This is a genomic window from Bacillus sp. 05T21 (genome assembly GCF_056396785.1).
In genome coordinates this window covers 1-25,205 of record NZ_JBFTMD010000023.1, presented here as the reverse complement: position 1 = coordinate 25,205, position 25,205 = coordinate 1, and the positions used below count along the sequence as shown (strand labels likewise).

The following is a 25,205-nucleotide window of genomic DNA, read 5'->3' as shown; positions in this document are numbered from 1 at the left end:
CAGCATACCAAATTTTATCTTTCACCATATAATCTCAAACTAAGACTTTATAAAGGTTTTACTCAAAATTACTATATGTTCGGATAAGAAAATATAAAAATATATAAGGGATGGTGTTATAAATGATTTTTTGCAAGTCAAAAAAAGATCGTTATTCATAAACAGGATAAATTGCAAGCTTTTAAGTTTTTAAGGGGACTGTCTTTCTTCTCTTGCGATTGGATCCACTAGGAATTGGTACGCCAATTATCCATACGAAGAGTTAAAGACTATTAGTATTCATTTTCGGTAAACCATTATTACATTCGGAGGTAGAATATGCTAAGACGTCGAGCTAAGTTTAAAAAACTGGTAACCTTATCCTTATCAGTGGGTATGTTGCTTACTATGCTTCCAACAGCATCTGCAACTGCAATTAAAAAGGAGTACTCCATTAATAATGTATCTGACAATCAAACCTATAAGGCTATAGGTAAAATTACTAAGGTTACGAAAGAAGGAAATAACGTATTCTTTGACTTAGAAACAGGAGAAAAAATAAAAATTAACTTTCTAAAAAATAATGTTTTTCGATTGCATTTGGACCCAAAGGGTGTTTTTGAAGAATATCCAACTCCAAATCAACCTGAGCATGAGACGAAAATTATCGACAAAAATGTTGGCGATTACAAAAAGGAATATGGAGAAATTAACATTAAGGTCGATGAAAGAGATAAGAATGCCTATAAAATATCTACTAATGCTTTAGAGTTAAGGGTAGATAAAGCTACTTCAAAGATGAGCTTGTACGATAAAAAAAGAGCAAAGATTCTTTGGAGTGAAAGTGAACCGCTAAAACATTCGGGCGGAAGTACTGTTCAAACCCTCGGCACAAAAGAAAGTGAATATTTTTATGGTGGAGGTCAACAGAATGGGTTTTATGCCCATAAGAATAATTCCATAAATATTGCAGTCGGGGGAGGTTGGGATGCAGGAGCTGCATCAAGTCCAGTCCCATTCTATTTAAGCACTGAGGGCTACGGAGTCATGCGAAATACTTTTAAGCCGGGTGTTTATGATTTTACCAAAACGTCTACCTTTACTCACGATGAAGACAGATTTGATGCTTATTATTTTGTAGATGATTCCCTTCCAAACATCATTGGCGAATATACAGAATTAACCGGGAAACCGGCCCTTATGCCAAAAACTGGTTTTTATTTAGGACATGCTGATTGTTTTAATGGAACTCATAATGGTCATAAGGACCAACGAACACTCCTAACTAATGGGTTAAATACATTAAATCAATATGTAGATAACGATATGCCTTTAGGATGGATTTTACCAAATGACGGGTATGGATGCGGGTATGGCGGATTGGATAATTTGGAGCAATTTGTTGATAAAGCAAATGACCAAAAAGTAGAGGTAGGCTTATGGACACAAAGTAATCTCTATCCAGACCCTAATTTACCTGGAGATAGCCCTTTACGCAGAGACCTTGACGGGGAAGTTAAAGCTGGTATTCGAGCAATAAAAACGGATGTTGCATGGGTTTGGCAAGGATATTCCATGGCTTTAAATGCCACACGCCAAGCAGCAGAAGGAATTCAAAAAGATGCTAATTCAGGTGGTGCACGTCCATTTGTTATTTCGCTAGATGGGTGGGCTGGTACGCAGCGTTATGCTACATTATGGTCAGGTGATCAATATGGCGGTAATTGGGAGTACATCAGAATGCATATCCCTACTTACATTGGTGCAGGATTATCAGGAAATCCAAACGTTGGATCAGATATGGATGGTATATTTGGCGGAGATCCAAAAGTGCAGACACGTGATTTCCAATGGAAGGCATTCACGCCAATCCAAATTGATATGGATGGCTGGGCATCAGGAGGCAATGATTACAGTAAATCTAAAAATCCATGGAATTATGGTGAACCATATACATCGATTAATAGGATGTATTTAAAATTAAAGTCACAAATGATGCCTTATATCTACACGATTGCTGAGGAATCTACATCAAAATCCATGCCGATGGTTCGAGGGATGATGTTAGAGTATCCGAAGGATCCATATACGTACGGGACACAAACACAGTATCAATATATGTGGGGGCCAAATCTATTAGTAGCGCCAATATATGATGGAAACTCTAATGATGCTGAAGTAAGGAACGATATTTATCTTCCAGATAAAGATCAAGTTTGGATCGATTATTTTACAGGTAAGCAATATCAGGGAGGTTCGGTCCTTCATAATTTTAATGCCCCAGTGTGGAAGACCCCTGTATTTGTTAAGGCTGGTGCAATTATTCCAATGGCACCAGAAAATAATTCTATTAATGAATTAAATGGTTCGGAAAATAGAATATTTGATGTTTATCCATCGGGAGAATCAGAGTTTACTCTATATGAAGATGATGGTAAAACTGTTGAGTATAAGGAAAAGAAAAATACAACAACGAAGGTCACTTCAAAGGTAATCAAGGAAAAAGCTGTTATAACCGTTGATATCGCAAAAGGAAAAGGCTATAAAGGGATGGTTAAAAATAGGGGCACAGAAGCGATTGTTAATACACGTGTAAGTCCAAAGGATATAAAGGTTAAAGTTGGAAACAAAGATGTTGCATTAAGGAAAGTTACGAATGAAGAGGAATATAACAATTCAGAGAACGTGTACTTCTATAATGAAAAGCCCAACCTGAACAAATATTCTACAAAAGGCTCACCATTTGAACAGACTGACATTGTTACATCACCAAAATTATATATTAAGGTTGGAAAAACAGATATTACGAAAAATAAAATAACATTTACAGTTGATGGCTTCGATAATACCGAAAAGAAAGATGTAGTAGATAAAGAAGTACCAACGATTCCATCAGGGATAAAAGCTGATGAGGCTAACACTACTGATCGAGACATTAAATTAAATTGGAACAAGGTTGATGGCTCGAATACAACATATGATTTAATGATTGATGGTATTGTTCATACAAATGTGTTTAAGTCAAGTGATAGTGGGCAAGCACCATCCTATCTTCATACAGGTTTAACATCTGATACAGAACATTCTTATCGAGTAAGAGCAACGAATACAAAAGGATCATCAGGCTGGGGTGACGAGATCAAAATAAGAACGAAGCTTGATCGATACAGAAATGTCCCTAAGGATATGACGGCAAAAGCTGATAGTGAACAGCCAGGGGAAGAAGCATCTCTAGCTGTCGATGGAAAAGATGAAACAATGTGGCATACGGCATGGGGAGATACGGGTAATAAACTGCCACATACTTTTGAGATTGATATGAAGTTAGCTTATGAATTAGATAAGCTTGAGTATATTCCAAGACCAAATGCAGGAAATGGTACGATATTAAAATATAATTTAGACATAAGTTTAGATGGAAAAACTTATAAAAACGTCATCACTGATGGAACATTTGAGAAAAATGACAAAACGAAAATTATTGATTTTCAGGGGAATATTACTGCAAGGTATATTAAGTTGACCATTACAAACTCTGTAGGTGGCTTTGGAAGTGCAATGGAATTCAGACCATACAAAAAGGATAAAACTGAAGGAATGGTAGTTGGTGAAAATATACCAAATGGCGTAATTGATGAAGCTGATCTGCTTTTCTTTGCCAGCTATATGGGTGTTGATAAAACGGAAGCTTGGGAGCAGGTTTCAAAGGTGGATATTAATTTCAATGGTGTAATAGACGCATACGATTTAATGTATGTAGCATCACAATTGGGACAAAAACCACTTCAAGCAACAGGTAAACCGGTTGCCGGATTATTGGATATTAGACCTAGTAAGCAGGAGTTAAAAGCAGGAGAGGAATTTTTCGTAGAAATAATCGGGGCAGGATTAAAGGATATTAATGCATTCAACTTAGAACTAAAGCTAGACCCTAACAAATATGAATTAGTAAAAGATTGTAAGCCTGACGGGACTTGCGGTAAAAATATTGTTTCAGCTTCCAATGAAACTGCTAATATGTTGAATTATTCCTTACTTGCGGGGATTGGAAAGCCTGAACAACGAATTATGGCTGCATTTTCCAATAAGGGAACACAAAATACATTAGAAGGTACGAAGACATTGGCCACGATTAAGTTAAAGGCTAAGAAAGATCTTCAATTTGATATGCCGATAACCAGGTCCTTACTGATTAATACAGCCTTTGACACTATTGATAAAATAGGAGAGGTTTTAAATCCTGGCCAAGAACCTGGAGAGGTGGAACAGCCACAAAAGCCAAAGGAATTACAATAATCGGATAAAGATATGTTAGTTACTGGTGAAGGGGAAAAGATGCAGGGTGGTGCAGCAGCTTTTGCCAAGCTGATTGACGGAATTGAAATGGAATCTCACTGAAAAAGACGGAATTTCTTTACCGTTACCTTTTGACTTTACTAAACCACAAGAATTGGATAAATTTATCGTTTATAATCGCCCGCAATACACAAACGGTAAAATTAAAACACTAAGTGTCAAAGTATATACTGAATCTGGAAAAGAGTATGATTTAGGTACAAAAAGTGTTCAAGTTGACGCTAAATCAATAACTTTCGATTTAGCGGAGGCTGCTATACCGATTGGAACTAAATTTACAAAGTTATCGATTAACTTTCAGGAATCGCACAGTGGTCCTCTTATGTTATCTGTTGCAGAGGTAGAAGTTTTTGCCAAGAATCCTGCTTAAGTAGAGAAATAAACATAAATATATCTTATTACCTTAGTTGTGTTAGGGTTGATCCGTTAACCCTGACACATAATTTCTGTTATGAGTGGAACAAAAGGGAACCGCAACAGATTGACATCCGAAAAAATTATCGATGAATTTGAGGCTGCAAATCCAAATGTCAAAGTGGATATTCAATGGATGATCAGTGAATTCATGTCGAAGGTTAGAATTGCAGCGTTAATTTGGGATGCACCGGACCTTATAGAGCAATCAGGAGCATAGGTGGAAGGAGTATTAATAAATAACAAGTTTGTAGAACCTTTAAATAAGGGGTATAGGTTGTCGAAATTTTTATCTGAAAATTTAATATATTTCAACTTGTTGGGTTGACCCTACAAGTTGATGTGGTACAATATAAATAATTGAAATAATCTAATTATTTAGACGGTCTAATTTCTATAAGTTTCTCGTACATTTAACTTATACCATCAACCCGATGTTAAAAAGGGGATGGAATGGATTTTTTAAAGAAAACTCGTCTTTCCATGTACTGGCGCAGAATAATGGTGTTGTTGGTGCGGGATTGTGAGTATTCAAAAGAATTTAAAGAGGAGTGTTCGGATATGTTTACGTTCAGTCAAGAAAAATTAGTACCATTAGGTGCACAAATCACAACGGCAGAAATAAAACAGCAGCCTGATCTATGGGCTGAAACCTTTGCATTGTATACGGATAGAAGCAGTGAGATTGAAAAGTTTTTACTAAAATTATCAATGAAACACGACCGAGTTCGGGTTATTTTTACTGGTGCCGGAACATCGGCCTATATCGGCGACCTTGTCACTCCATACCTAAAAGAAAAAGTGGATGAAAAACAGTGGGAATTGCTGAGTATTCCGACAACCACCTTGGTATCCAATCCATATCAATTCCTAAAAGCGGACTTTCCAACCTTACTCGTTTCATTTGCAAGAAGCGGCAACAGTCCGGAAAGTGTTGCTGCCGTCCAATTAACAGAGCAAATTGTGACCGATTTGTATCATCTAACAATTACCTGTAATAAGGATGGCCAATTGGCTAAGCGAGCAGCAGGGGATGAAAATAATTTATTGCTTTTAATGCCTGAAAGATCGAATGACCAAGGATTTGCGATGACGGGAAGTTATACTTGTATGGCACTATCGACTTTATTCATTTTTGATCCTAAGCCCCTGGAAGAAAAAAAGGCCATTTTAAAAATGATTCGGCAAATGGGTGAAAGTGTCATTCAAAGAGAAGACGTCATTCAAGCAATTATCGATCGTGATTTTGACCGCATCATTTACTTAGGCTCTGGTAGTTTAGAAGGTTTAACGAGAGAAGCACAATTAAAATTATTAGAACTGACAGCTGGAAAAATAGTCACTACCTTTGATTCAACGTTAGGCTTCCGGCATGGTCCTAAATCATTTGTGAATGAAAAGTCCGTGGTTTTTGTGTTTGTTTCCAACCATCCTTATACACGCCAATACGATTTAGATATGTTAAAAGAAATGCAACAGGACAATATTTCCAGCTATATATGTGCCATCGAGGTTGATGGAGAAAGCAATTATGATGGGAACATATTTAGTTTTGGCAGAGAGGCTCAATCTATACCAGATGCTTATCTGGCCTTGCCTTTTGTCATGGTTGGACAGACGGTTTCATTGCTGGCTTCGATAAAGGTTGGCAATACACCAGATACCCCGTCGCCTACAGGAACAGTGAACCGTGTCGTTAAAGGTGTAACCATCTATGAATACTAGTAATTTGGGTAGGGAGAGCAGCAAGTCGATGTTTATCTTTGCCGATCAGTTTTTTCTTGAGGGAGAGGTCGTAGGGCCTGGTTTTTTGGAAATTAAAGATGGGAAATTCGGTGTTTTTTCCGAAAATCGGCCTGATGAATCAGCAGAAATCATTGATTACGCGGGGGATTGGATTGCTCCTGGTTTAGTAGATACACATATACATGGGTTTGGAAATCACGACATTATGGACAATGATTTTCAAGGATTGAATGAGATTTCAGAAGGGCTTCTTTCCTGCGGCGTTACCTCGTTTTTGCCGACAACATTAACCTCTTCAACAGAAGTGTTGAATCACGTCGCTGAAATGATCGGTGCCAATTATACGAAAGTCAGGGGAGCAAAAATTAAAGGAATCTTCTTAGAAGGGCCGTTTTTTACCGAAAAGCATAAAGGGGCACAAAATACGAAATATTTTTGTGACCCATCCGTTGAAAAGTTGAAAGTTTGGCAAAGGTTATCCAATGATTTTATTAAAAAAATTGCGATTTCACCTGAAAGAAAGGGTGCAGCGGAATTTATTGAATATGCTGTCGGTGAAGAGATAGCTGTAGCGTTAGCTCATAGTGATGCAACTTATGAAGAAGCAAAACAAGCGGTTGAGAGAGGGGCTTCGATTTTTGTTCATACGTTCAATGGAATGAGCCCGCTCCACCATCGTGAGCCAGGGATGGCCGGAGCTGCAATGAATCTAAAAGATGTTTTTGCGGAAATCATTTGTGATGGACACCATGTTCACCCTGCTGCCGCCAATATTTTAATGAATGCACGCGGCAGAAATCAAACCGTTTTGGTCACCGATTGTATGATGGCTGGGGGAATGGCAGAAGGACCCTATCAGCTCGGCGAATTTGCTGTAGAGGTGAAAGCTGGTGCGGTCCGTCTTGAGGACGGCAGTTTAGCAGGCAGTGTTTTACAGCTGAAAGATGCAGTCAAAAATGTCGTTGATTGGGGGATTGCCACCCCAGAGGAAGCAATCTATATGGCTAGTACCGCACCTGCTAAAAGTATTGGGATGGATGAGGAATGTGGGAAAATTGCTAAGGGTTACGCCGCTGACTTTATTGTGTTGAACCCTGAACTGGAATTAATGGCGACGTACCTTGATGGTGCTTGTCGCTACCATTTACAGAAAGAGGGAGTGCGCAGATTTTAACTGACACGATGAATCCATCTCCAGGTACGCTTTAACTAGTAATGACGTGTCTACCTTTCCTTAAATTATTTGCTTTATGGTCTGCTTTTTGCATTATTCTATTCGATTTATTTGGGAATAGCTCTAGATAACCCATCACCATCTGGTATGGTAAACCGGGTTGTTAAAGGAGTTTAAATATATTTATCATATTTATAGGGGGTAATATCATGCCGAATATTTTGCTAACAAGAATTGACAATCGATTGGTTCATGGTCAAGTAGGAGTAACATGGGTTAATCATTTAGAAGCTAATTTAATCGTCGTCGCAAATGATGAGGTGTCTGAAGATGAGGTACAACAGGATTTAATGGAAATGGTTGTTCCGGAGTCAATTGGAATTCGCTTTTTCTCAATCCAGACGACCATTGATGTGATTCACAATGCAGCAGATGAACAATATATCTTTTTAGTTGTAAAAACACCACAAGATGTGTTGCGACTTGTAGAGGGCGGCGTACCAATTGAAAAAATAAATATTGGAAATATGCATTTTTCTCAAGGGAAAACACAAGTATTCTCCACCATTTCCGTGGATGAAGATGATAAAGCAGCCTTTAGGAAGCTGCGTGACTTGGGAGCGAAACTTGAGGTACGTCGTGTTCCGGATGAAAGACCAGATGATATTTATAAACATTTATAGAAAGAAGTGAGAATGAATGGATAATCACATGTTGCTTCAAGCCTTATTAGTTGCCATATGGGCTGGAATTGCAGGGATTGACCTTTTTAACGGGTTGTTCCACATTCACCGGCCAATCGTAACCGGTGTCATTATTGGCTTGATTTTTGGGGATGTAACAACAGGGGTTATGACAGGTGCTGCCATGGAATTAGTGTGGGCTGGGATGGTTCCGCTTGCTGGGGCACAGCCGCCAAACGTTGTTATTGGGGGAATAATTGGAACGTCGTTTGCGATTTTGACAGGACAAGAGCCAACAGTGGCAATCGGTATTGCTGTTCCGTTTGCGGTTGCGGTTCAGGCATGTATCACTCTCATGTTTACTGCTTTTTCTCCGGTTATGCATAAAGCTGACCAATATGCACAAGAGGCTAATACTAAGGGAATTGAACGGATTAATTATTTCGGGATTCTTACATTATTTATATTCTATTTTGTTATTGCTTTTTTACCAATTTATTTTGGCGCAGAAGCTGCTAAAGGGGTCGTAGAGGTATTACCAAAATGGCTTATTAGTGGCCTTGGTGTTGCCGGGGGAATGATGGCCGCAATTGGTTTTGCAATGCTATTGAAAATTATGTTAAAAAAACAATACGTTGCATTTTTAATCGTCGGATTTATTTTAGTCACATATATGAAGATGCCAGTCATTGCTGTTGCTCTAATTGGGATTGCCATCGCGTTATACGATTACTTCAAAACAAATTCTGGTGATGGATCAGTAAGGGGGGGTGCAAAACGTGGAATCTAAAAAAGTAGAAACGTTAATGAACCATACGAGCAGTCCGGAATATTATCAAGACGGTGCCACAGAACAGGTCTTAACTAAAAAAGATTTAAACAAGATGGTATGGCGATCTCTGTTACTTCAAGCCTCATTTAACTATGAAAGAATGCAGGCCGCAGGATGGTTATATTCGATTTTGCCAGGTTTGAAAAAGATTCACAATAATAAGCACGATTTAAGTGAATCGATGAAAAGTCATATGGAATTCTTTAACACACATCCATTCCTTGTAAACATTATTATGGGGATTGTCCTTGCTATGGAGGAAAAGAAACAAAATCGAAACACGATTAGAGCCATTCGGGTAGCCATGATGGGACCGCTTGGGGGAATTGGTGATGCTCTTTTCTGGCTGACTTTGCTTCCCATTTGTGTTGGTATAGGTGCTTCACTTGGGCAAGATGGAAACCCTATGGGGGCAGTGATCTTCCTATTAATCTTTAACGCAGTTCATTTTGCTCTTAGATTTGGATTAATGCATTACGGTTATAGTGCTGGAACAAATGCTATCAGTTCTTTAAAGGAAAATACTAAAAAAGTAGCACATGCAGCATCTATTGTCGGGGTAACAGTTGTTGGCGCATTGATTGCCTCATTCGTAAAGTTAGAATCAAGTTTAGTGATCCATGCTGGTAAGGCAAAAATCGCCCTGCAAAAGGATTTACTCGATAAACTCATACCAAACCTATTGCCTTTAGCATACACTTTATTAATGTACTATCTATTAAAAAAGGGATTTTCTCCAGTTAAGCTAATTATCATTACCGTGATCATCGGTATTATTGGTAAAATTCCATTTCCTTTTGGAACCATTTTATAATATATAGCATGTTAGGAGGATTTTAATATGAATGGTTTGATTATTAGCGGTCATGGATCGTTTGCAACGGGTCTTCAATCTTCGGTAAAACTAATCGCTGGAGATCAACCCAATGTGGAATACGTGGATTTTCTTGAATGCGATTCAACATGCGATCTTGAAAAAAAGCTGCTTGAGGCTTTTTCAAGATTACAAGAATGTAAATCTATCTTAGTCTTATGTGATTTAGTTGGCGGTTCTCCGTTTAAAACGGCCGTTTCGCTTACGAATGGGAAGGAAGGTTTTGCTGTGGTTGGCGGAACAAATCTTGCGATGGTCCTCGAAACTGTTTTAATAAAGGATGGACTTCAAATCGATGGATTAAGAGATTTAGCGATCAATACTGGTAAAGAAGCGATTAAGGGTTTTCAAAAATCGGAGCGTCCAAGATTCAAAGAGTCTAGCATGTAATGAAAGCGATAAAGGATAGAGAAATCTATAGGTCTAATAATTGTGACTCCCAGGCCCTGATAAGGAATATGATAGAACGGAACTACAACTAAATATTGTAAGGATGGATAGGTTGTTGGATTTTTTGTCTGAAAATTAAAACATTTAATGTGGATGGATTCGGCTACATTAAATGTTTTACTGCTAATGGGTTAATCCTACAAGTTATGGTGACATAATAGAATTACTTAAAACAATCTAACAATTAGTCTCATAATCTAGTTTATATGAGTTTTTCTTTCAATTTAACTTGTACCAACAACCCAATGTTATAATCGTTTTTTGAAGAAACACCCGTCTTCCTGATTATATCAATTTTTTAAAATCGATGAGCAGGTACAATAGAATAAATAGAGGTGCAGGAACATGAAAATGGCAATAGGTATTGATATTGGTGGGAAAAAGATTGGGGTGGTCAGTATTTTGAAATTCAAAGAGGCTGTCAAAAATACCATTGATTGGAGTATTGCGATCCCTAAGGAGTCCCTCCATATGACAAGTACAGCGTCCGTGAAAAGTATTGGCATCGATGGGGGATGCGATATGATTGCGAACGGTTATGATGCCGATTTTATCGCCTTAATACCGGATCTAGATTTAATTGCCACGTATCTTGATAGGGTTTTCCGGATTCAAGTTAAAAACTTGATAGGGAAAGAGGGAGTGCGATGATTTTAGCTGTCACTATGAATCCATCTGTTGATATTTCCTATCCAATTCAAGATTTTAAGCTAGATGATGTTAATCGTGTGGAAAATATTCGTAAAACTGCTGGCGGAAAGGGCTTAAATGTAGCCCGAGTTGTCAAGCAGATGGGAGAAGACGTTTTGACCACAGGTGTAATTGGCGGGACTATTGGTGATTACATTATTCATGAATTGACGAAAAGTGATATCAGGAATCATTTTTATAAAATCAATCAAGAATCAAGAAACTGTATCGCGATCCTCCATGATAGCAAGCAGACAGAAATCCTCGAATCCGGGCCAAGTTTATCCACGGAAGAAGGAACGGCCTTTTTAGAAAAATATCGAGAACTGCTGTCTGAAGTTTCTCTTGTTACTATTTCAGGTAGTTTGCCAAAAGGGCTTGAGTCTGAATTTTACCGTCAGATGGTCGAAATTGGCCGGGAGAAGGGAATTCCAGTGATTGTAGATACATCAGGGGAGCCGCTCCGACAAGTTTTGAACCATAATGTAAAACCTTTTGCGATCAAACCGAATATCTCAGAACTGTTCCAGCTTTTTGGCATGGAAGTGGAGGAGAGCACAAGCAGCTTGAAGCAACTATTAAATAATAAGTTATTTCATGGGATAGAATGGATTGTCGTTTCGATGGGAGCGGCAGGTGCTTTTCTCAAGCATGGTGGAGATTATTACCGGGTTACTATTCCTGCTATAGAGGTCATAAACGCTGTTGGCTCGGGTGATGCGACTGTCGCAGGGTTAGCGGTTGCCCTAAAACGAAAGCAAGCCGTTTCGGACATCCTGAAAACTGCGATGACGACGGGCATGCTCAATACGATGGAAGAGGTAACGGGTTATATTGATCCGGAGAAGTTCGGTCAATTTTTTGAAATGGTAGAGGTTATTAAAATAGATTAATAGAGGTGATTGTTGATGTTAAAATTAACGAATAATAAATTAGCGGCTCTCAAGCGTTTGTCGGATGAAAATGGAATTATCGGGGCTTTGGCAATTGATCAACGCGGTTCATTAAAGAAAATGATTGTAGCTGGAAGTGAGAATAATGTCGGGGATGAGGGCATCATTCGCTTCAAAGAATTGGTTTCTGAAGAGTTAACACCATATGCAACTTCGATTCTATTGGATCCGGAATATGGTTTGCCGGCTGCGAAGGTCCGTCATTCGGACGCTGGGTTATTGGTGGCGTATGAAAAAACAGGTTATGATGCAACAACTGAGGGCCGATTGCCTGATTTATTGCCAGAGTGGTCCGTTAGACGCCTGAAGGAAGCTGGAGCAGATGCAGTTAAATTTTTACTGTACTATGATGTAGATGAAGATGAAAAAATTAATGACTATAAGCACGTTTATATGGAACGAGTTGGATCTGAGTGTGCGGTAGAGGACATTCCGTTCTTCCTTGAAATAGTGACTTATGATGCCAAAAATGATGATGTGAAAAGCATGGAGTATGCCAAATTGAAGCCTCATAAAGTTATCGAGGCCATGAGGGAATTCTCTAAACCGCAATACAAGGTGGACGTTTTAAAGGTAGAAGTTCCAGTAGATATGAAGTTTGTAGAGGGTTACGCAGAAGGCGAGACAGCCTATAGCAAGGAAAAAGCGGCTGCGTATTTCAAAGAGCAAAGTGAGGCAACAGATCTGCCGTTTATTTTCTTAAGCGCCGGCGTAAGTGCAGAATTGTTTCAAGAAACCTTGACGTTTGCGAAAAAATCCGGCTCAACTTTCAACGGTGTCCTCTGCGGCCGGGCAACATGGAAAAATGGTGTCGCTCAATTTGCCGAAAATGGTGAACAAGCCGGACGTGCTTGGTTACAAGAAAACGGCAAAAAAAATATCGAAAGACTAAATATTGTCTTGAAAGAGACAGCATGCCCGTGGTTTGTAAAAATATCAGGATAAGGAAGCGAGGTAAGAAAGTGTGGGGAAGGTTTTCGCGCTTCCTTATTTTTTGATTTATTTTTAAAAGTCGTTTTGATTGGAACTCGGAAAACGGTCCGATTAAGAAGGGTGTCCATATTCTGCAAACGTAGAAGGTATTAATAACGATTTTGATAAGCTATCAGTATTATAGTTTGGTAGAAGCTATTTCGTTATAGAACCTGGTTGTTAGTTTGACGCAATAAGTGATGATGGTATAATTTAGGTTATTAAAAGAACGATAGTATAGTTTGGAGGCAGGTTTAGTAAAATGAAACCATTGCAACATGAAAGTTTAATCCCGCTTTATCATCAATTAATGGAAAGATTAAAGGATTCAATTGAAAAAGGTCATTGGGCACTTGGTGATAAAATTCCTTCAGAAAATCAGTTAATGGATCAATTTGGTGTGAGTCGCAACACGGCAAAAAAAGCAATTGAGGAGCTTGTACAGGAAGGAATTCTATACCGAATTCAAGGAAAAGGTACCTTCGTAGCAAAACCAAAATTGCAGCAGTCATTGATGGGATTTTATAGTTTTAGTAAAGTATTGAAAGAAAAAGGCTTGAATCCTAAGGATATCATTCTAAAAATAGAAGAAGTCAAACCAAATGCCAAAATCAAAGAAGCGCTACAGCTGAGTGATGATGTGAATGTGATTGAAATGAAACGCCTTCGCTGTGCTGAAGATGAACCGTTTATTTTGGAATCATCTTTTATTCCGAAACGTGTTGTTACAGATATAGAGCAGTTAAAAAGGGTAGGTGAAATTTCTTTATATGATCTATTTTCACAACATTTTAATACCGTAGTAACAAGAGCAAACGAGGCATTTGAACCCGTTCTCATCCGTTCCGAAGAAAGTGAATATCTGCAAACGGAGGAAGGTCGACCCGCACTTCTGCTTGAACGAACTGCCTACGATACCAATGGTGTGCCTGTTGAATTTTGTATATCCATTGTGCGGGGCGATCGCTGCCGCTTTTACACTGAATTAACCTAATCTTTGAATCACTCATAATATTTGTTTATGGGTGATTCAATTGATCTTTTTTTACAATACTCCATTATCCATTCTAAAATTTTACTTTAGTTACAATTCAGGTCGCGTATCAGAATATAATCCGGTGGAAATGGACATAGTTGAGGCCATAACTTACTCGGAACAGGTTTACTGGCAGCAGCTATGGTACTTCGTTATTATGGTTGCCCAGGAGGAGAAATTGCTTCTAGATGAACAAGCTAAGCTAGCACATGCAGAACAAGAGGGCATGGAAAAAGGAATTGAGCAAGGTAAGATGCAAATGATTCGAGGGATGCATGAAATTGGTGTACCGCTTGAAACTATTGCAAAAGCAAGTAAGTTAAGTCTGAAGGAAATAGAGCGTATCTTGAAGTTAAAGTAAATATATGGACCTACAGTACTCATGAATAAAAGAAGGTAGATGCTCATTATCATGGTACGTTTAATAGAAAAGCATTGCTGAAGACTTTAGCAGTGCTTTTTCTCAATCAATTTTTTGATATTTTTCATTCTGCTCACAATTATATAGAAAAGTTGAAAAAAAGAACGTGAATAGTCCGAAACAAATATGTTTCGGACTAGGGGTTCAATATTTTATCCATTTTATTCAACATTTTTTAAAGATTAAGAGCCTGAATTTTCTGATTTTAAAAGTAGGAAAAATGTATTACGTTAATCAATAGATACGCCACTAGAGACAATCGGTTTTGTTGGTGCTGGCGTATCTCCACCATTAAACGAAGAGTGTTGTGATACATTTAAACTGATTATGCTACATGCTAATGCACTTACTACTACCATACTTAATAACACTTTTTTTATTTTTTTCATTACTTTAACGCTCCTTTTCTCAAATGTTTCTTATCAGCATTATTGCTAATATAGAAATATTTGCTCGCTTTAACATGATTATTTGCCTCGTAAAATTGGAGTGCTAAAATCTCTGCATATTCTTTTACACAATTCCACATGTCCTCTTTTTCAAAATAAGAAATTGCATCAGTAACTACTTTTTCTAGTTTAATTCTAGGTAGTTCTGTGATTAGTTCATTTAAAACTGCGAAACGATGCTTATATTCCTCATTTCCTGATTCATTTGTATACTTCATTCCTTGCTCGATATATGCTTTTGCTGTTTCAACGCCTTCTAATTTATAATATGCTCTTGCTAAGACAAATAATGCTTTAAAATGGTTCGGTATGGTATTTATAATCTCAGAACTCTGTCTAATCGCCAATGGATATAAATCTTGAATATTATATAACCAGCCTAAATTGGATCGTACTCGCAATAATAATTGTTCTTCATCATACTTCTTAAAAACATCAATAACCGTATTGAGACATTCTTCCGCTCTTCCAAATTCTCTTAGATCTATACAAGCCAGTCCATATACATTGTCGCATAAAGCAATATTAATTTTATAGCCTACATGATTCCGGTATATTTCTTTGGCTTTTACTACATGTTGAATCGCTTCAAATGGTTGATAAGATTGATAACAGTAAGTTGAAAATCTATACTCAAACTCGGCTTTTTCTACTTCATCAGGTATATCAATTAAAAGTTCTTCTGCCTTTTCATAGTGTGTTTTCGCTTCAGTATAATTAGCTAAAATTGTAGAGTGGATTGCCTTAAAGAAATAATAATAGTAAGCTAAAAATGAAAATTCCTCTTTGATATTAGGGAGTTTTTCTATTTGATTAAAAGAATCTTTTGTAATACTCATTCCATCTGCCAAGACTTTATATCTAAAATTCAGTAGGGAATAATAGAATGATACATATTGGTCTGTTTCTATTTCCTTTAAACGTTCTTTTACTTGTAGATATGTCTGTTTTGCTTCTTTTACATGATATAAACGAATTTCTTCATACCATTCATGTAATAATTCCATCAATTGCTTATTACTTTTTTCTTGAACAGTCATAATATCCCCCTTTTTCTGTAAAGGCTTATTCTGATAATAACAGGAATTAGATAAAATAAATTTAACTACGATTTTTTTCACTAATGTACAGAATATTCTGAATTATAATAATGTCCATGCTTTTAAATTTGAAAAAGTATAGTTAAGCCAGTACAAGTTTTGTTAATGCTTTTTTTGATTTTGATTTATTAACTGTTGTCTATTGAATACTTCTTATAAGAGCTGACGTAGCACTATAGTAGAAAAAGAGAGAGCTTATACTGTTATGGTATTGAGAAATACGTAGGGCTTATTAAGCATCAAGGAATTCCTCGAAAATAAATAGAAGTATATCCATATCTATTTACATTGAAGAGGGAGCGTTGGTTTATGATAAGTTTTGGGGTTAATTTACGCACTATTATTAGTTATACACAAGAGAGTAGGAATCTTAATAATATACGGATTTTAAGTAAGTTGGGTATAAGATTATTTGATACATATGGAGAACCATTACCTGTATCAGATGTTAATCGAGAATTAGTAACGGCATTAAAATGCCAAGACATAAATACGCAAAGATATATGTTAAGTCATTTACAAGGTTAGAAAAACCGATATTATGCTGCGTTTTTCCATTCATATGTTCTATCCGATAAACAAAGAATCTATCATCAAAGGTTTGTGAAATCTTATTTTCTTAAATTGATTGAATTACGTAGTAATATTTTAAAATTATTTAATTTGGTACTATAGTTTGTATCACCATGAAATGTATAAAACTCGTCTATGTCAATAAAAACAGAATAAAGCATGTATAAAAAGTACCCATCCAATTATTATGTGTATCACAATTGGATGGGTACTTTTTTACTTATTCCCAAATAGGGAAAAAGCTAAATGCAATGGATAGTCATCAAAACGCAAGTGTACAGATGTAACAAATGAAATTTCTATTCATAAGTGTGGTTCTTCTATTTAATTAAATATGATTTAATACTTTCTTAGTTTTGGTTAGGTAAGTTTATATACTTAAAGTAAAGGGTTTAATTTTAATTAAGGGGGAGGAAAATTTGGAGGTGTATAACTTAGCTGCTTCTGCACAGACAAAAAGTGAAGATCTACCATTTGATATTTCCTGGATGACCGATTGGATTGTAGACTGGTTTGGTTCTTTGTTTAATGGCGGCAGTGATGTAATAAAAGATGGGGGAGATAAAATAGATGGTGCAGTCCATGCGAGTGTGCCTGCATTTTTTGATATTATTTTCCTTATTCTTTCTGTAGTAATTTTAATATCATTATTAGTTTTTGGAGCTTCTTTATGGTTTAAACATATAAAGTGGAAAAAAAGATCTATATATTTTGGAGTAGGCTCATTTATCCTCATATTATTAATAAGGATTCTACCAGTGTTAATGTTAACAACACGTTCTTTTGATTTTCAAACCTTTATGAGTAATATGGTGGGCTTAATTACTTCCATAATTTTAGGAACAGCTGTATTAATGTTTTTAATATCTCTAGCATTAGGTATGCTTTATAAGAAATTTGAACATCCCAAATATGGAAAATGGAGTTCAAGTTTGAGATATAGTTCAATTTTTATATTTGTAATGACATTGATAGTACCGGCCTTGCTGCGTCATTTATAATCTTTGTTTATATAGGGGAAGGAGGAATAGTGCAGGTAATTTCTATAAAGTTTCTGTGTAATTATGCTAGTGCTCGTTCTCCTCTAGATTTCTGAGTTAAGTCTAATACATTAAAAAGAATTTTGTTGTATGAAGTTTTGGCAAAGGGGGAGAGGTACTAGTGACTACTTTTGTTGTAATGGTGAGTATATTCTTAATTCTGTTTGTAATTGGTCCCAAAGCGACTAAGAGAAAAGAAGAAAGAGATAGAATTGAAAAAGAACATAAAGAGAAAATGGAGGCTTTAGAGGAAGAAAAGATTGACTTAGATATTAATGGGACTAAAGTACGGTTACACAAGAAGCCAAAGCTAAAGAAAAGTATATATAAAATAAAGGGTAACAGGTAATTACTCAGTTTTATTATCCAAAAGGACTCAGTTGATTGTTTACTAGGATAAAATGGCATTAAAAAAGATTGTGTGAATTTTTTAATTCACACAATCTTTTTATTTGAGATAATGAGTAGCTTTATTTTATAGCTTTTTTAAATTTACGACCAAAAGTAATTAACATACCTACAAGGATTGCTAATATGCCTACTGCTGTACCGTTATTTGAACTTGCACCTGTTTTTGGAAGCTCTTTAATGGTATCTTTTTTGTTATCCAAAGTACTACTAGTGTTGTTATTGCTAATATCAGAACCATTTCCAGTATTAGTATTGTTATTATTGTCAGAGACGTTTCCAGTATTAGTGTTGTTATTACTATTATCAGAACCGTTTTCTGTGCCTTTATCTTTCACAATTACTTTTTGTGTTGCCGTTACTTCATTTCCACTTGCATCACGAACTAGAAACTTCACTTCGAAATTACCTGCTTTAGATGTATCAACTTCCCCTAGATGAATTACTTTAGAAGTAATATCGCCATCTTCGTTATCAATAGCTTTAACGCCAGAAAGCGGGTTATATTTATCACCCACATTGATAATCACTTCAGCAGGTACCGTTAAAACTGGGGTTCCATCTTTTGACTCTACTTTTTGTTTCACAGTTACTGTTTGCTTAGCGGTAACTGTATGTCCTTTAGAGTCTGTAACCTTATAAGTTAACTCGTATTTACCAGGTTTAGAAGTATCTACGTTTCCGTCAAATGTTACTTTATCAGTAATATCCCCATCTTCGTTATCGATAGCTTTAACCCCAGAAAGTGGATTGAATTTATCTCCTACAGTAATCGTTGCTCCAGTAGGTACCGTTAATCTCGGTTCCAGATCGGGAGTTTCTTCATTTTCTTTTACAATTACGGTTTGTGTAGCTGTTGCATTAACCCCTTTAGAATCGACAACCCAATATTCTACAATATATTTACCTGGTTTAGAGGTATCTACATTACCTTCATATTTAATTTTATTCGTTAAGTTGCCATCTTCCTTATCAGTTGCAGACACACCAGCCATTGGATCAAACTCTTCACCAACACGAAGTGTAGTAGTAAATGGCACAGTTAATACAGGCGCTTCATTTTTCGTTTCTACTTTCTGTTTCACAGTTACTGTTTGTTTAGCAGTAACTTTATTCCCATTAGAGTCTGAAACTGTATAAGTTAATTCATAAGTACCAGGTTTAGAAGCATCTACGCTGCCATCAACTGTTACGTTATCAGTAATATCGCCATCTTCGTTATCAATAGCTTTAACGCCAGAAAGTGGATTAAATTTATCCCCTACATTGATAGTGGCTTCAGCAGGTACCGTTAAAACTGGCACTTCATCCTTAGGTTCTACTTTTTGTTTAACAGTTACAGTTTGTTTAGCAGTAACTGTATGTCCTTTGGAGTCTGTAACTTTATAAGTTAACTCATAAGTACCAGGTTTAGAAGTATCTACGTTGCCATCAACTGTTACTTTAGAAGTAATGTCGCCATCTTCGTTATCAATAGCTTTAACGCCAGAAAGTGGATTAAATTTATCCCCTACATTGATAGTGGCTTCAGCAGATACCGTTAAAACCGGATCTTCATCTTTAGGTTCTACTTTCTGTTTAACAGTTACAGTTTGTTTAGCAGTAACTGTATGTCCTTTGGAGTCTGTAACTTTATAAGTTAACTCATAAGTACCAGGTTTAGAAGTATCTACGTTACCATCAACTGTTACTTTAGAAGTAATATCGCCATCTTCGTTATCAATAGCTTTAACGCCTGCCATTGAGTCAAATTTATCCCCTACATTGATAGTGGCTTCAACAGGTACCGTTAATTTTGGTTCCATATCGGGAATTTCTTCATTTTCTTTCACAATTACGGTTTGTGTAGCTGTCGCATTAACTCCTTTAGAATCAACAACCCAATATTCTACAATGTATTTACCAGGTTTAGAAGTATCTAAATTACCTTTATATTTAACTTTATTAGTTAAATTACCATCTTCCTTATCAGTTGCAGACACACCAGCCATTGGATCGAACTCTTCACCAACATGAAGTGTAGTAGTAAATGGCACAGTTAATACAGGTGCTTCATTTTTTGTTCCTTCCGTCTCTTTAACCTTAACTGGTTGTTTCCTAACTATTGTAAGACCCTTAGAATTAGTAACCGTGTAAGTTACCTCATAAGTACCAGGTTTAGAAGTATCTACATTACCATCAACTTTTATTTTAGAAGTAATGTCACCGTCTTCTTCATCAGTAGCCGATACTCCTGCCATTGGGTCAAAGTTATCTCCTACATTAATCGATACTTTATAAGGCAATCTTAATATAGGTTTCTCTCCCCTTTTAACCCATACAGATACCTGTTTAATTACTGAAAAACCTCTAGAATTAGCAACCGTGTAATCTAAATTATACGTGCCTGGCTCAAAAGGATCTACTTCACCAACTATGTTTATTTTATCAGTAATATCTCCATCTTTTGAATCATAAGCTGACACTCCCGCCATTGGATCAAAAGGATCTCCTACATATATCGTAGTGTCATAATTTATATCCATGCTCGGAAATAAGCTTTCTGGACGTTCTTCTTTCTTGTTTTTTGCTTTTTCCTGTACTGGTTCACTTGCTTTTAATGTACTTGTCGTTTGAGCACTTGCGTTACTTGCCCCTGCAATCATAGATGTAGCTAATGTTGCTGTTGCTACAAACCCTACTAGTTTTTTTGATTTGGCTGTTGAATTCCCCACTTATAAGCCCCTCCGATGTTTGAATAATTAGTGTTTTTATAATATTCAATGGTATTTTAACATAAATTATCCAATATATGTATAATTTAATTGATTTATATCTAAATATTAATATTTTTTTGCTTTAGAGTGTCTCTCCAAGTCCTTATCAATTGAAGGTTAGATTAGAAGGTTCTGGTACAAAAATAAAATAAAAGATAATAAAGCGCATATATTCCTAACGGAATCGTATCTTATGCTGCAAGTCCAAACAATTGATGGATGAATTCTTTCTGATTTTGGACAGACTGGTTCCGTAAATCAAGCTGTTCTTTTTTAATCATATGCATGGCTTCTACTCCAGAAAGAATGGATGTAGCTGTGTCAAAACATTTGAACCCTAACATAGAACGGATTCGCTTCTTTATAAAGCGATGATCTTGTTCTACTATGTTATTCAAGTACTTTTGTTGTCTAAGTTGCATACCATTAGGTATGCTTTTTTCTTTTTTCAACTGTTCAATTGCTATAGGATAAGCCGGGTTCTTATCGACTGTTATAACACGTGGCTTCGAAACATGAAAAGACCGCAAAGCTTTCTTGAAAAAGCGCTTTGCAGCCTTCTGGTCTCTTGTTTTGTTTAGGAAAAAATCAATTGTGTTTCCTTTCGAATCAACAGCATGATACAGATACATCCATTGACCTTTTACTTTGATATATGTTTCATCGACTCTCCAAGAGTCATTTGTTTGTTTGAGGTGACGACGGATTCGTTTGTCCAATTCAGGACCATACTGATGAACCCAACGCATAATTGTTGTATGAGAAATGGATAAACCCCGTTCTTCTAGCATTTCCACCAAATCACGAAAACTGAGGTTGTACCGTTAACAAAATAATATCAGGCTGATAATGCTTCCATTTGAATACATTTTCCTTTTCCATACCAATCACGCACCCTTTCTAAAGTAATAGTAACAGTATGTCCAAGATTTATAGATTCATTGCAATTGTCCTTAAGTTTTTGCACCAGAACCCATCCTTTTTTATTCTTTACCTTCGGACTAATGTTCCTTATTAATATAGTAAATAATCTTAAGGGAAAAGGGCGTAATTCAAATTAAAAATTTAAAAAAATTTGATTCTTAAATGCTTATGTTTTATAAGGTATATTAGTATTTTTTTAATAGGGGCACCATCCATCACCATCAAGTTAAAATAAATTTGTATCCATATAGCAAAAAAATCGCTAAAGAAACTAAAGCTGAAGCTTTAGTTTTCAAAACCCTTCAGGACTTTTCTTTAAAAGCAGGTTAATCATTACCTTCCTTAACATAAATAATATTATTGAGATAAAGAAGACTTATTGATAGTACAACAATAAGTCTTCTTTTTATATATTAGTAGTGTCAAACATATTTCTTTCAATTTGATTCCAAATAACATTAATTTTTGTAGTTTCGAATCGTCTAAACAAAGTTGAAATACTAATTTGACTTTCCTCTTTTAATTCGTTGTAAGTTAATCTTCTATTGTATTTTTTGTATAGTCGAACTAGCTCCTCTTTACACATACTTAATTCAATAGGTTTCTTTCCACCTTTATAATCATGGCGAAATCCACACTCTTCTTTTAAAATTTTCATTGTAGAAAAGTATTGACGATATATATCAAATGAAAATACAGTCCAATCGGTTAGCTCACGAATAGTAGCAGCACGACCCAATTTTTTGCTAATCATTTTATATTCATCTTTAAGCAATTCCTTTGAAATTTCATCATACTTTTTTACTTCACTTAATTGATTACAGCACAATAAAATTTCTGGCCAACTTTGATTTAATCTTATTTTCAAAGTATCGCTATAAGGAAAACGACTCTTATTTCTTTTACTGTTATAAATGCTCTTTCTTGTGGAGCCTATACGCTCAAACTCTTGATTCAGTTGTTCATATATTATTTCTTTAGGAATGTACTTTAAATGGTTATTTAAATCATATAGACCGGATTTAACAACAATTTGAGGAAAAGCTAAATTGAATTTTTTACGCAATGTCTCACTTGTATAATGCAGATCCCCTTTGTTGGCATCATATATTTCCGCAGTTTTAACATCTTTTTTTTCTAAAACTTCTCTTACTTGCCCCAATAAATCACTCTCACTATATATAATCTCTTGTCTCATTCTTATTAGTCCTTTATTTGTATGTTTCACATGTTACACCACCAATTTTAAGATAAGATTCATCGCTTAACAAATAGCTTATGATCTTATTAGAATCTAAATTAGAATTTTTCAAAAAGTATCAGTATATTATTTTTTGTTTTTCGAATCATAAGTTTTCCGTAAGAGGAAGCATAAATTGGCCGTGGTGTATGGATGGTGGAAGATACTAGAAAAAGCTGGTGAATGATAAACTTTTTTTCTATAATGAAACGTGAGGGGGTATAATAAATTATTTGGTTGTGTAGATTAAAAGTTTAATAGGGAAAAACAGGGGGAAGAAAAATGTCAAAAAAAGTAATGTCTTTATTTTCTGTCGTGATGGTTGCAGCCCTTATGATAACTGGCTGTGGTCAAAGTGATAAAGCAAATAATGATCAAAAAGAGAATGTGACAAAAGAAAATAAGGAAGAGAAAAAAGAAACACAAAAAGAAAATAAAGAAGAAAAAACGGATACTTCAAAAGAAAAAGAATCTAAAGATACAGCAGCTAACTCAAGCGATTATTCAAAGCTTATCTCATATATGGAGAAAGAAACACAAGGTAAAACGAAGGTTTTTTATGAAAACAAAGAACCGCAATTACATAAATTACAAGATGTTTCAGTATCACTTGATAACTACACATTAGTTGAATTGAATGATTTTCATACCAATTTTGATATTCCTTTTAACAGGCAAACAAATGGCGGAGTTATTCTGGCACACTATACTGTAAAGAACAGTTCAAATAAAGATGTTTATTATATGCCAGCTTTAAACATAACATTTACAGGCGCTACAAAGGATTACAGTAACTATAAGGATTTAATTCCAAAGGAAGAACAATTACCTACAAAGCTATCTTCAAGCAATAATTATTTAGTAAAAGCTGGGGAAAGCATTTCTGGTTATATTGCATATCCATTTGGTAAAGATGATTTAACAAAAATTTTAGAGTTATCGACAGTTTCAGTCAAAGTTCCTGAAGCACAAGCCAATAAAGGAAAATATGACGCCCCAATTGGAAGGGCTGGAAATTTTACATTAAGTTTAAATAAACAAGGTGATCAAAAAGTTACAACAGATAAAACCTTTTATCAAGATAAAGTAACAGCTGAAAACATGGGCGAGAAGACAATGCTAAATGAGAAATCAAACATTAATAAAAGTGAACAATTAGGTGCTACCAATGTTACATTAGATGGATATCAATTTACCAAATTTACACCAAATTCCACTGAAGCCCCTCGATTTGGAAGTTTCAAAAATGGTGTTGTTTTATTGACAGTCAAATTTAAACTCGATAACAAAGAGACCGAAGATATTTCATTGTCTCCAATAAGTTCTACATTAAGAGTTAATGATGGTACACAATATACGCTCAACGAAGGTATGTTACTGAATTACAAATATAATGATTCGATTAAAGTTGGAACATCTGGCGAGTTATTACAGATTTTCACCTTAGATCAGGAGCAGTATGAAAAGATTTTGAAAGACAAAAGCTTTGAGATCGAATTAGGACCTATGAGAAATAAAGACGCAAAAGATATTTCAAAAGGGAAAAAAGTGAAATTTACATTACCGAAATAGAGTAGCAATAGAAGACGGGATGAGGTTGTTTCCTTATCCCGTCCAATGCTGTTTTTCGACTTATCAGTTTGCCGTAAGAGGAAGCATAAAGTTTCCTAGAATTAAGATGTATTTTTACTTTAAAACCCTAGAAATCTGGTTTAGGTGCAAAAATAAAACAAAAGAGAATAAAGCACATATATTCCTAACGGAATCGTATCTTATGTTGCAAGTCCAAACAATTGATGGATGAATTCTTTTTGATTTTGGACAGACTGGTTGGACTTATCCCCGTCAAGTAGACAACTGTAAAAAAGACTATGCAGCCATCGAAATTCGATATTCGATCGGAGTTCGATGATTGAGTCGTTTTTGGAATCGTTTGTAGTTATAATGATAGATGTATGTTTCAATTGCTTGAATTAGTTCTCCCTTTGTTTGATATTCATTAAGATAAAACATTTCAGATTTAAAATGAGAGAAGAATGATTCAATGCAAGCATTGTCATGGCAGTTTCCTTTGCGGGAATGGCTGCCGATGGCGCCTAGCTGTTGAAGCATACGATAATAAGCAGGAGATGTAT

The 25,205-nt window shown here is 35.8% G+C and carries 21 protein-coding genes and 2 pseudogenes; 17 read left to right on the top strand and 6 right to left on the bottom strand.

Features of this window, described 5'->3' with window-relative positions:
- Positions 1–318: 318 nt before the first annotated feature.
- The 13 genes and pseudogenes from AC1DKZ_RS26005 to AC1DKZ_RS25945 all read left to right on the top strand — a co-directional run.
- Complete coding sequence (locus AC1DKZ_RS26005; protein WP_476997365.1) at positions 319–4,275, top strand: TIM-barrel domain-containing protein; 3,957 nt, start codon at positions 319–321, stop codon at positions 4,273–4,275.
- 82 nt (positions 4,276–4,357) lie between these two features.
- Complete coding sequence (locus AC1DKZ_RS26000; protein WP_476997364.1) at positions 4,358–4,705, top strand: hypothetical protein; 348 nt, start codon at positions 4,358–4,360, stop codon at positions 4,703–4,705.
- 605 nt (positions 4,706–5,310) lie between these two features.
- The gene (locus tag AC1DKZ_RS25995) at positions 5,311–6,474 is read left to right on the top strand and encodes an SIS domain-containing protein (protein WP_404446766.1); all 1,164 of its coding nucleotides are present in this window, start codon (positions 5,311–5,313) and stop codon (positions 6,472–6,474) included.
- Complete coding sequence (gene nagA, locus AC1DKZ_RS25990) at positions 6,464–7,669, top strand: N-acetylglucosamine-6-phosphate deacetylase (RefSeq protein ID WP_476997363.1); 1,206 nt, start codon at positions 6,464–6,466, stop codon at positions 7,667–7,669. Before AC1DKZ_RS25995 ends, nagA begins: the two co-directional genes overlap by 11 nt.
- A 209-nt stretch (positions 7,670–7,878) precedes the next feature.
- Complete coding sequence (gene agaV / locus AC1DKZ_RS25985; protein ID WP_476997362.1) at positions 7,879–8,352, top strand: PTS N-acetylgalactosamine transporter subunit IIB; 474 nt, start codon at positions 7,879–7,881, stop codon at positions 8,350–8,352.
- Between the two features lie 16 nt (positions 8,353–8,368).
- Positions 8,369–9,142, top strand: a complete 774-nt coding sequence (gene agaW, locus AC1DKZ_RS25980) for a PTS N-acetylgalactosamine transporter subunit IIC (RefSeq protein WP_404446597.1) — start codon at positions 8,369–8,371, stop codon at positions 9,140–9,142.
- Positions 9,132–9,998: a PTS system mannose/fructose/sorbose family transporter subunit IID gene (locus tag AC1DKZ_RS25975; protein ID WP_404446599.1), complete on the top strand. Its 867-nt coding sequence runs from the start codon at positions 9,132–9,134 to the stop codon at positions 9,996–9,998. Before agaW ends, AC1DKZ_RS25975 begins: the two co-directional genes overlap by 11 nt.
- Positions 9,999–10,025: 27 nt before the next feature.
- Positions 10,026–10,448: a PTS galactosamine/N-acetylgalactosamine transporter subunit IIA gene (gene agaF / locus AC1DKZ_RS25970; RefSeq protein ID WP_404446602.1), complete on the top strand. Its 423-nt coding sequence runs from the start codon at positions 10,026–10,028 to the stop codon at positions 10,446–10,448.
- A 405-nt stretch (positions 10,449–10,853) separates the two neighbouring features.
- On the top strand, positions 10,854–11,159 hold the full coding sequence (locus AC1DKZ_RS25965) for a hypothetical protein (protein ID WP_476997361.1): 306 nt from the start codon (positions 10,854–10,856) through the stop codon (positions 11,157–11,159).
- Positions 11,156–12,091 (top strand): tagatose-6-phosphate kinase, encoded by a 936-nt coding sequence (lacC, locus tag AC1DKZ_RS25960; RefSeq protein ID WP_476997360.1) that lies wholly within the window; start codon positions 11,156–11,158, stop codon positions 12,089–12,091. The genes AC1DKZ_RS25965 and lacC overlap by 4 nt, the downstream gene beginning before the upstream one ends.
- 15 nt (positions 12,092–12,106) lie before the next feature.
- A complete protein-coding gene (gene lacD / locus AC1DKZ_RS25955; RefSeq protein ID WP_309515362.1) occupies positions 12,107–13,096 on the top strand; it encodes a tagatose-bisphosphate aldolase in 990 nt (329 codons plus the stop codon).
- Positions 13,097–13,385: 289 nt separating this feature from the next.
- Positions 13,386–14,117, top strand: coding sequence for a GntR family transcriptional regulator (locus AC1DKZ_RS25950; protein ID WP_404446614.1), 732 nt, complete (start codon positions 13,386–13,388; stop codon positions 14,115–14,117).
- A 214-nt stretch (positions 14,118–14,331) separates the two neighbouring features.
- Positions 14,332–14,520 (top strand): annotated as a pseudogene (locus AC1DKZ_RS25945) (Rpn family recombination-promoting nuclease/putative transposase); the annotation flags it as partial.
- Positions 14,521–14,810: 290 nt separating this feature from the next.
- On the opposite strand, the gene AC1DKZ_RS25940 reads toward AC1DKZ_RS25945, so the two are convergent.
- A complete protein-coding gene (locus AC1DKZ_RS25940; protein WP_309515363.1) occupies positions 14,811–14,969 on the bottom strand; it encodes a Phr family secreted Rap phosphatase inhibitor in 159 nt (52 codons plus the stop codon).
- Positions 14,969–16,069: a response regulator aspartate phosphatase gene (locus AC1DKZ_RS25935; protein WP_328030874.1), complete on the bottom strand. Its 1,101-nt coding sequence runs from the start codon at positions 16,067–16,069 to the stop codon at positions 14,969–14,971. Before AC1DKZ_RS25935 ends, AC1DKZ_RS25940 begins: the two co-directional genes overlap by 1 nt.
- A 369-nt stretch (positions 16,070–16,438) precedes the next feature.
- On the opposite strand from AC1DKZ_RS25935, the gene AC1DKZ_RS25930 reads away from it, so the two are divergent.
- From AC1DKZ_RS25930 to AC1DKZ_RS25920, 3 genes are all read left to right on the top strand, one after another.
- Positions 16,439–16,657, top strand: a complete 219-nt coding sequence (locus AC1DKZ_RS25930; RefSeq protein ID WP_040963208.1) for a hypothetical protein — start codon at positions 16,439–16,441, stop codon at positions 16,655–16,657.
- A 446-nt stretch (positions 16,658–17,103) separates the two neighbouring features.
- Complete coding sequence (locus AC1DKZ_RS25925) at positions 17,104–17,703, top strand: hypothetical protein (protein ID WP_309515419.1); 600 nt, start codon at positions 17,104–17,106, stop codon at positions 17,701–17,703.
- A gap of 160 nt (positions 17,704–17,863) precedes the next feature.
- A complete protein-coding gene (locus AC1DKZ_RS25920) occupies positions 17,864–18,091 on the top strand; it encodes a hypothetical protein (protein ID WP_000206853.1) in 228 nt (75 codons plus the stop codon).
- A 121-nt stretch (positions 18,092–18,212) separates the two neighbouring features.
- Here the strand turns inward: AC1DKZ_RS25920 and AC1DKZ_RS25915 are convergent, their stop codons facing one another.
- From AC1DKZ_RS25915 to AC1DKZ_RS25905, 3 genes and pseudogenes are all read right to left on the bottom strand, one after another.
- Positions 18,213–20,864 (bottom strand): immunoglobulin-like domain-containing protein, encoded by a 2,652-nt coding sequence (locus AC1DKZ_RS25915; protein ID WP_476997359.1) that lies wholly within the window; start codon positions 20,862–20,864, stop codon positions 18,213–18,215.
- Positions 20,865–21,097: 233 nt separating this feature from the next.
- Positions 21,098–21,788 (bottom strand): annotated as a pseudogene (locus AC1DKZ_RS25910) (IS6 family transposase).
- Positions 21,789–22,236: 448 nt separating this feature from the next.
- Positions 22,237–23,058, bottom strand: a complete 822-nt coding sequence (locus AC1DKZ_RS25905) for a hypothetical protein (RefSeq protein ID WP_002186990.1) — start codon at positions 23,056–23,058, stop codon at positions 22,237–22,239.
- A 294-nt stretch (positions 23,059–23,352) separates the two neighbouring features.
- On the opposite strand from AC1DKZ_RS25905, the gene AC1DKZ_RS25900 reads away from it, so the two are divergent.
- Positions 23,353–24,642, top strand: a complete 1,290-nt coding sequence (locus tag AC1DKZ_RS25900; RefSeq protein ID WP_476997358.1) for a DUF5068 domain-containing protein — start codon at positions 23,353–23,355, stop codon at positions 24,640–24,642.
- Between the two features lie 297 nt (positions 24,643–24,939).
- Here the strand turns inward: AC1DKZ_RS25900 and AC1DKZ_RS25895 are convergent.
- The coding region (locus AC1DKZ_RS25895) for an IS3 family transposase (protein WP_476997357.1) at positions 24,940–25,205 on the bottom strand (266 nt) is incomplete at its 5' end.

Coding starts and splice junctions, on each gene's coding strand:
- AC1DKZ_RS26005 (WP_476997365.1), top strand. CDS start 319: ATGCTAAGACGTCGAGCTAAGTTTAAAAAACTGGTAACCTTATCCTTA.
- AC1DKZ_RS25995 (WP_404446766.1), top strand. CDS start 5,311: ATGTTTACGTTCAGTCAAGAAAAATTAGTACCATTAGGTGCACAAATC.
- nagA (WP_476997363.1), top strand. CDS start 6,464: ATGAATACTAGTAATTTGGGTAGGGAGAGCAGCAAGTCGATGTTTATC.
- agaV (WP_476997362.1), top strand. CDS start 7,879: ATGCCGAATATTTTGCTAACAAGAATTGACAATCGATTGGTTCATGGT.
- agaW (WP_404446597.1), top strand. CDS start 8,369: ATGGATAATCACATGTTGCTTCAAGCCTTATTAGTTGCCATATGGGCT.
- agaF (WP_404446602.1), top strand. CDS start 10,026: ATGAATGGTTTGATTATTAGCGGTCATGGATCGTTTGCAACGGGTCTT.
- AC1DKZ_RS25965 (WP_476997361.1), top strand. CDS start 10,854: ATGAAAATGGCAATAGGTATTGATATTGGTGGGAAAAAGATTGGGGTG.
- lacC (WP_476997360.1), top strand. CDS start 11,156: ATGATTTTAGCTGTCACTATGAATCCATCTGTTGATATTTCCTATCCA.
- lacD (WP_309515362.1), top strand. CDS start 12,107: ATGTTAAAATTAACGAATAATAAATTAGCGGCTCTCAAGCGTTTGTCG.
- AC1DKZ_RS25950 (WP_404446614.1), top strand. CDS start 13,386: ATGAAACCATTGCAACATGAAAGTTTAATCCCGCTTTATCATCAATTA.
- AC1DKZ_RS25940 (WP_309515363.1), bottom strand. CDS start 14,969: ATGAAAAAAATAAAAAAAGTGTTATTAAGTATGGTAGTAGTAAGTGCA.
- AC1DKZ_RS25935 (WP_328030874.1), bottom strand. CDS start 16,069: ATGACTGTTCAAGAAAAAAGTAATAAGCAATTGATGGAATTATTACAT.
- AC1DKZ_RS25930 (WP_040963208.1), top strand. CDS start 16,439: ATGATAAGTTTTGGGGTTAATTTACGCACTATTATTAGTTATACACAA.
- AC1DKZ_RS25900 (WP_476997358.1), top strand. CDS start 23,353: ATGTCAAAAAAAGTAATGTCTTTATTTTCTGTCGTGATGGTTGCAGCC.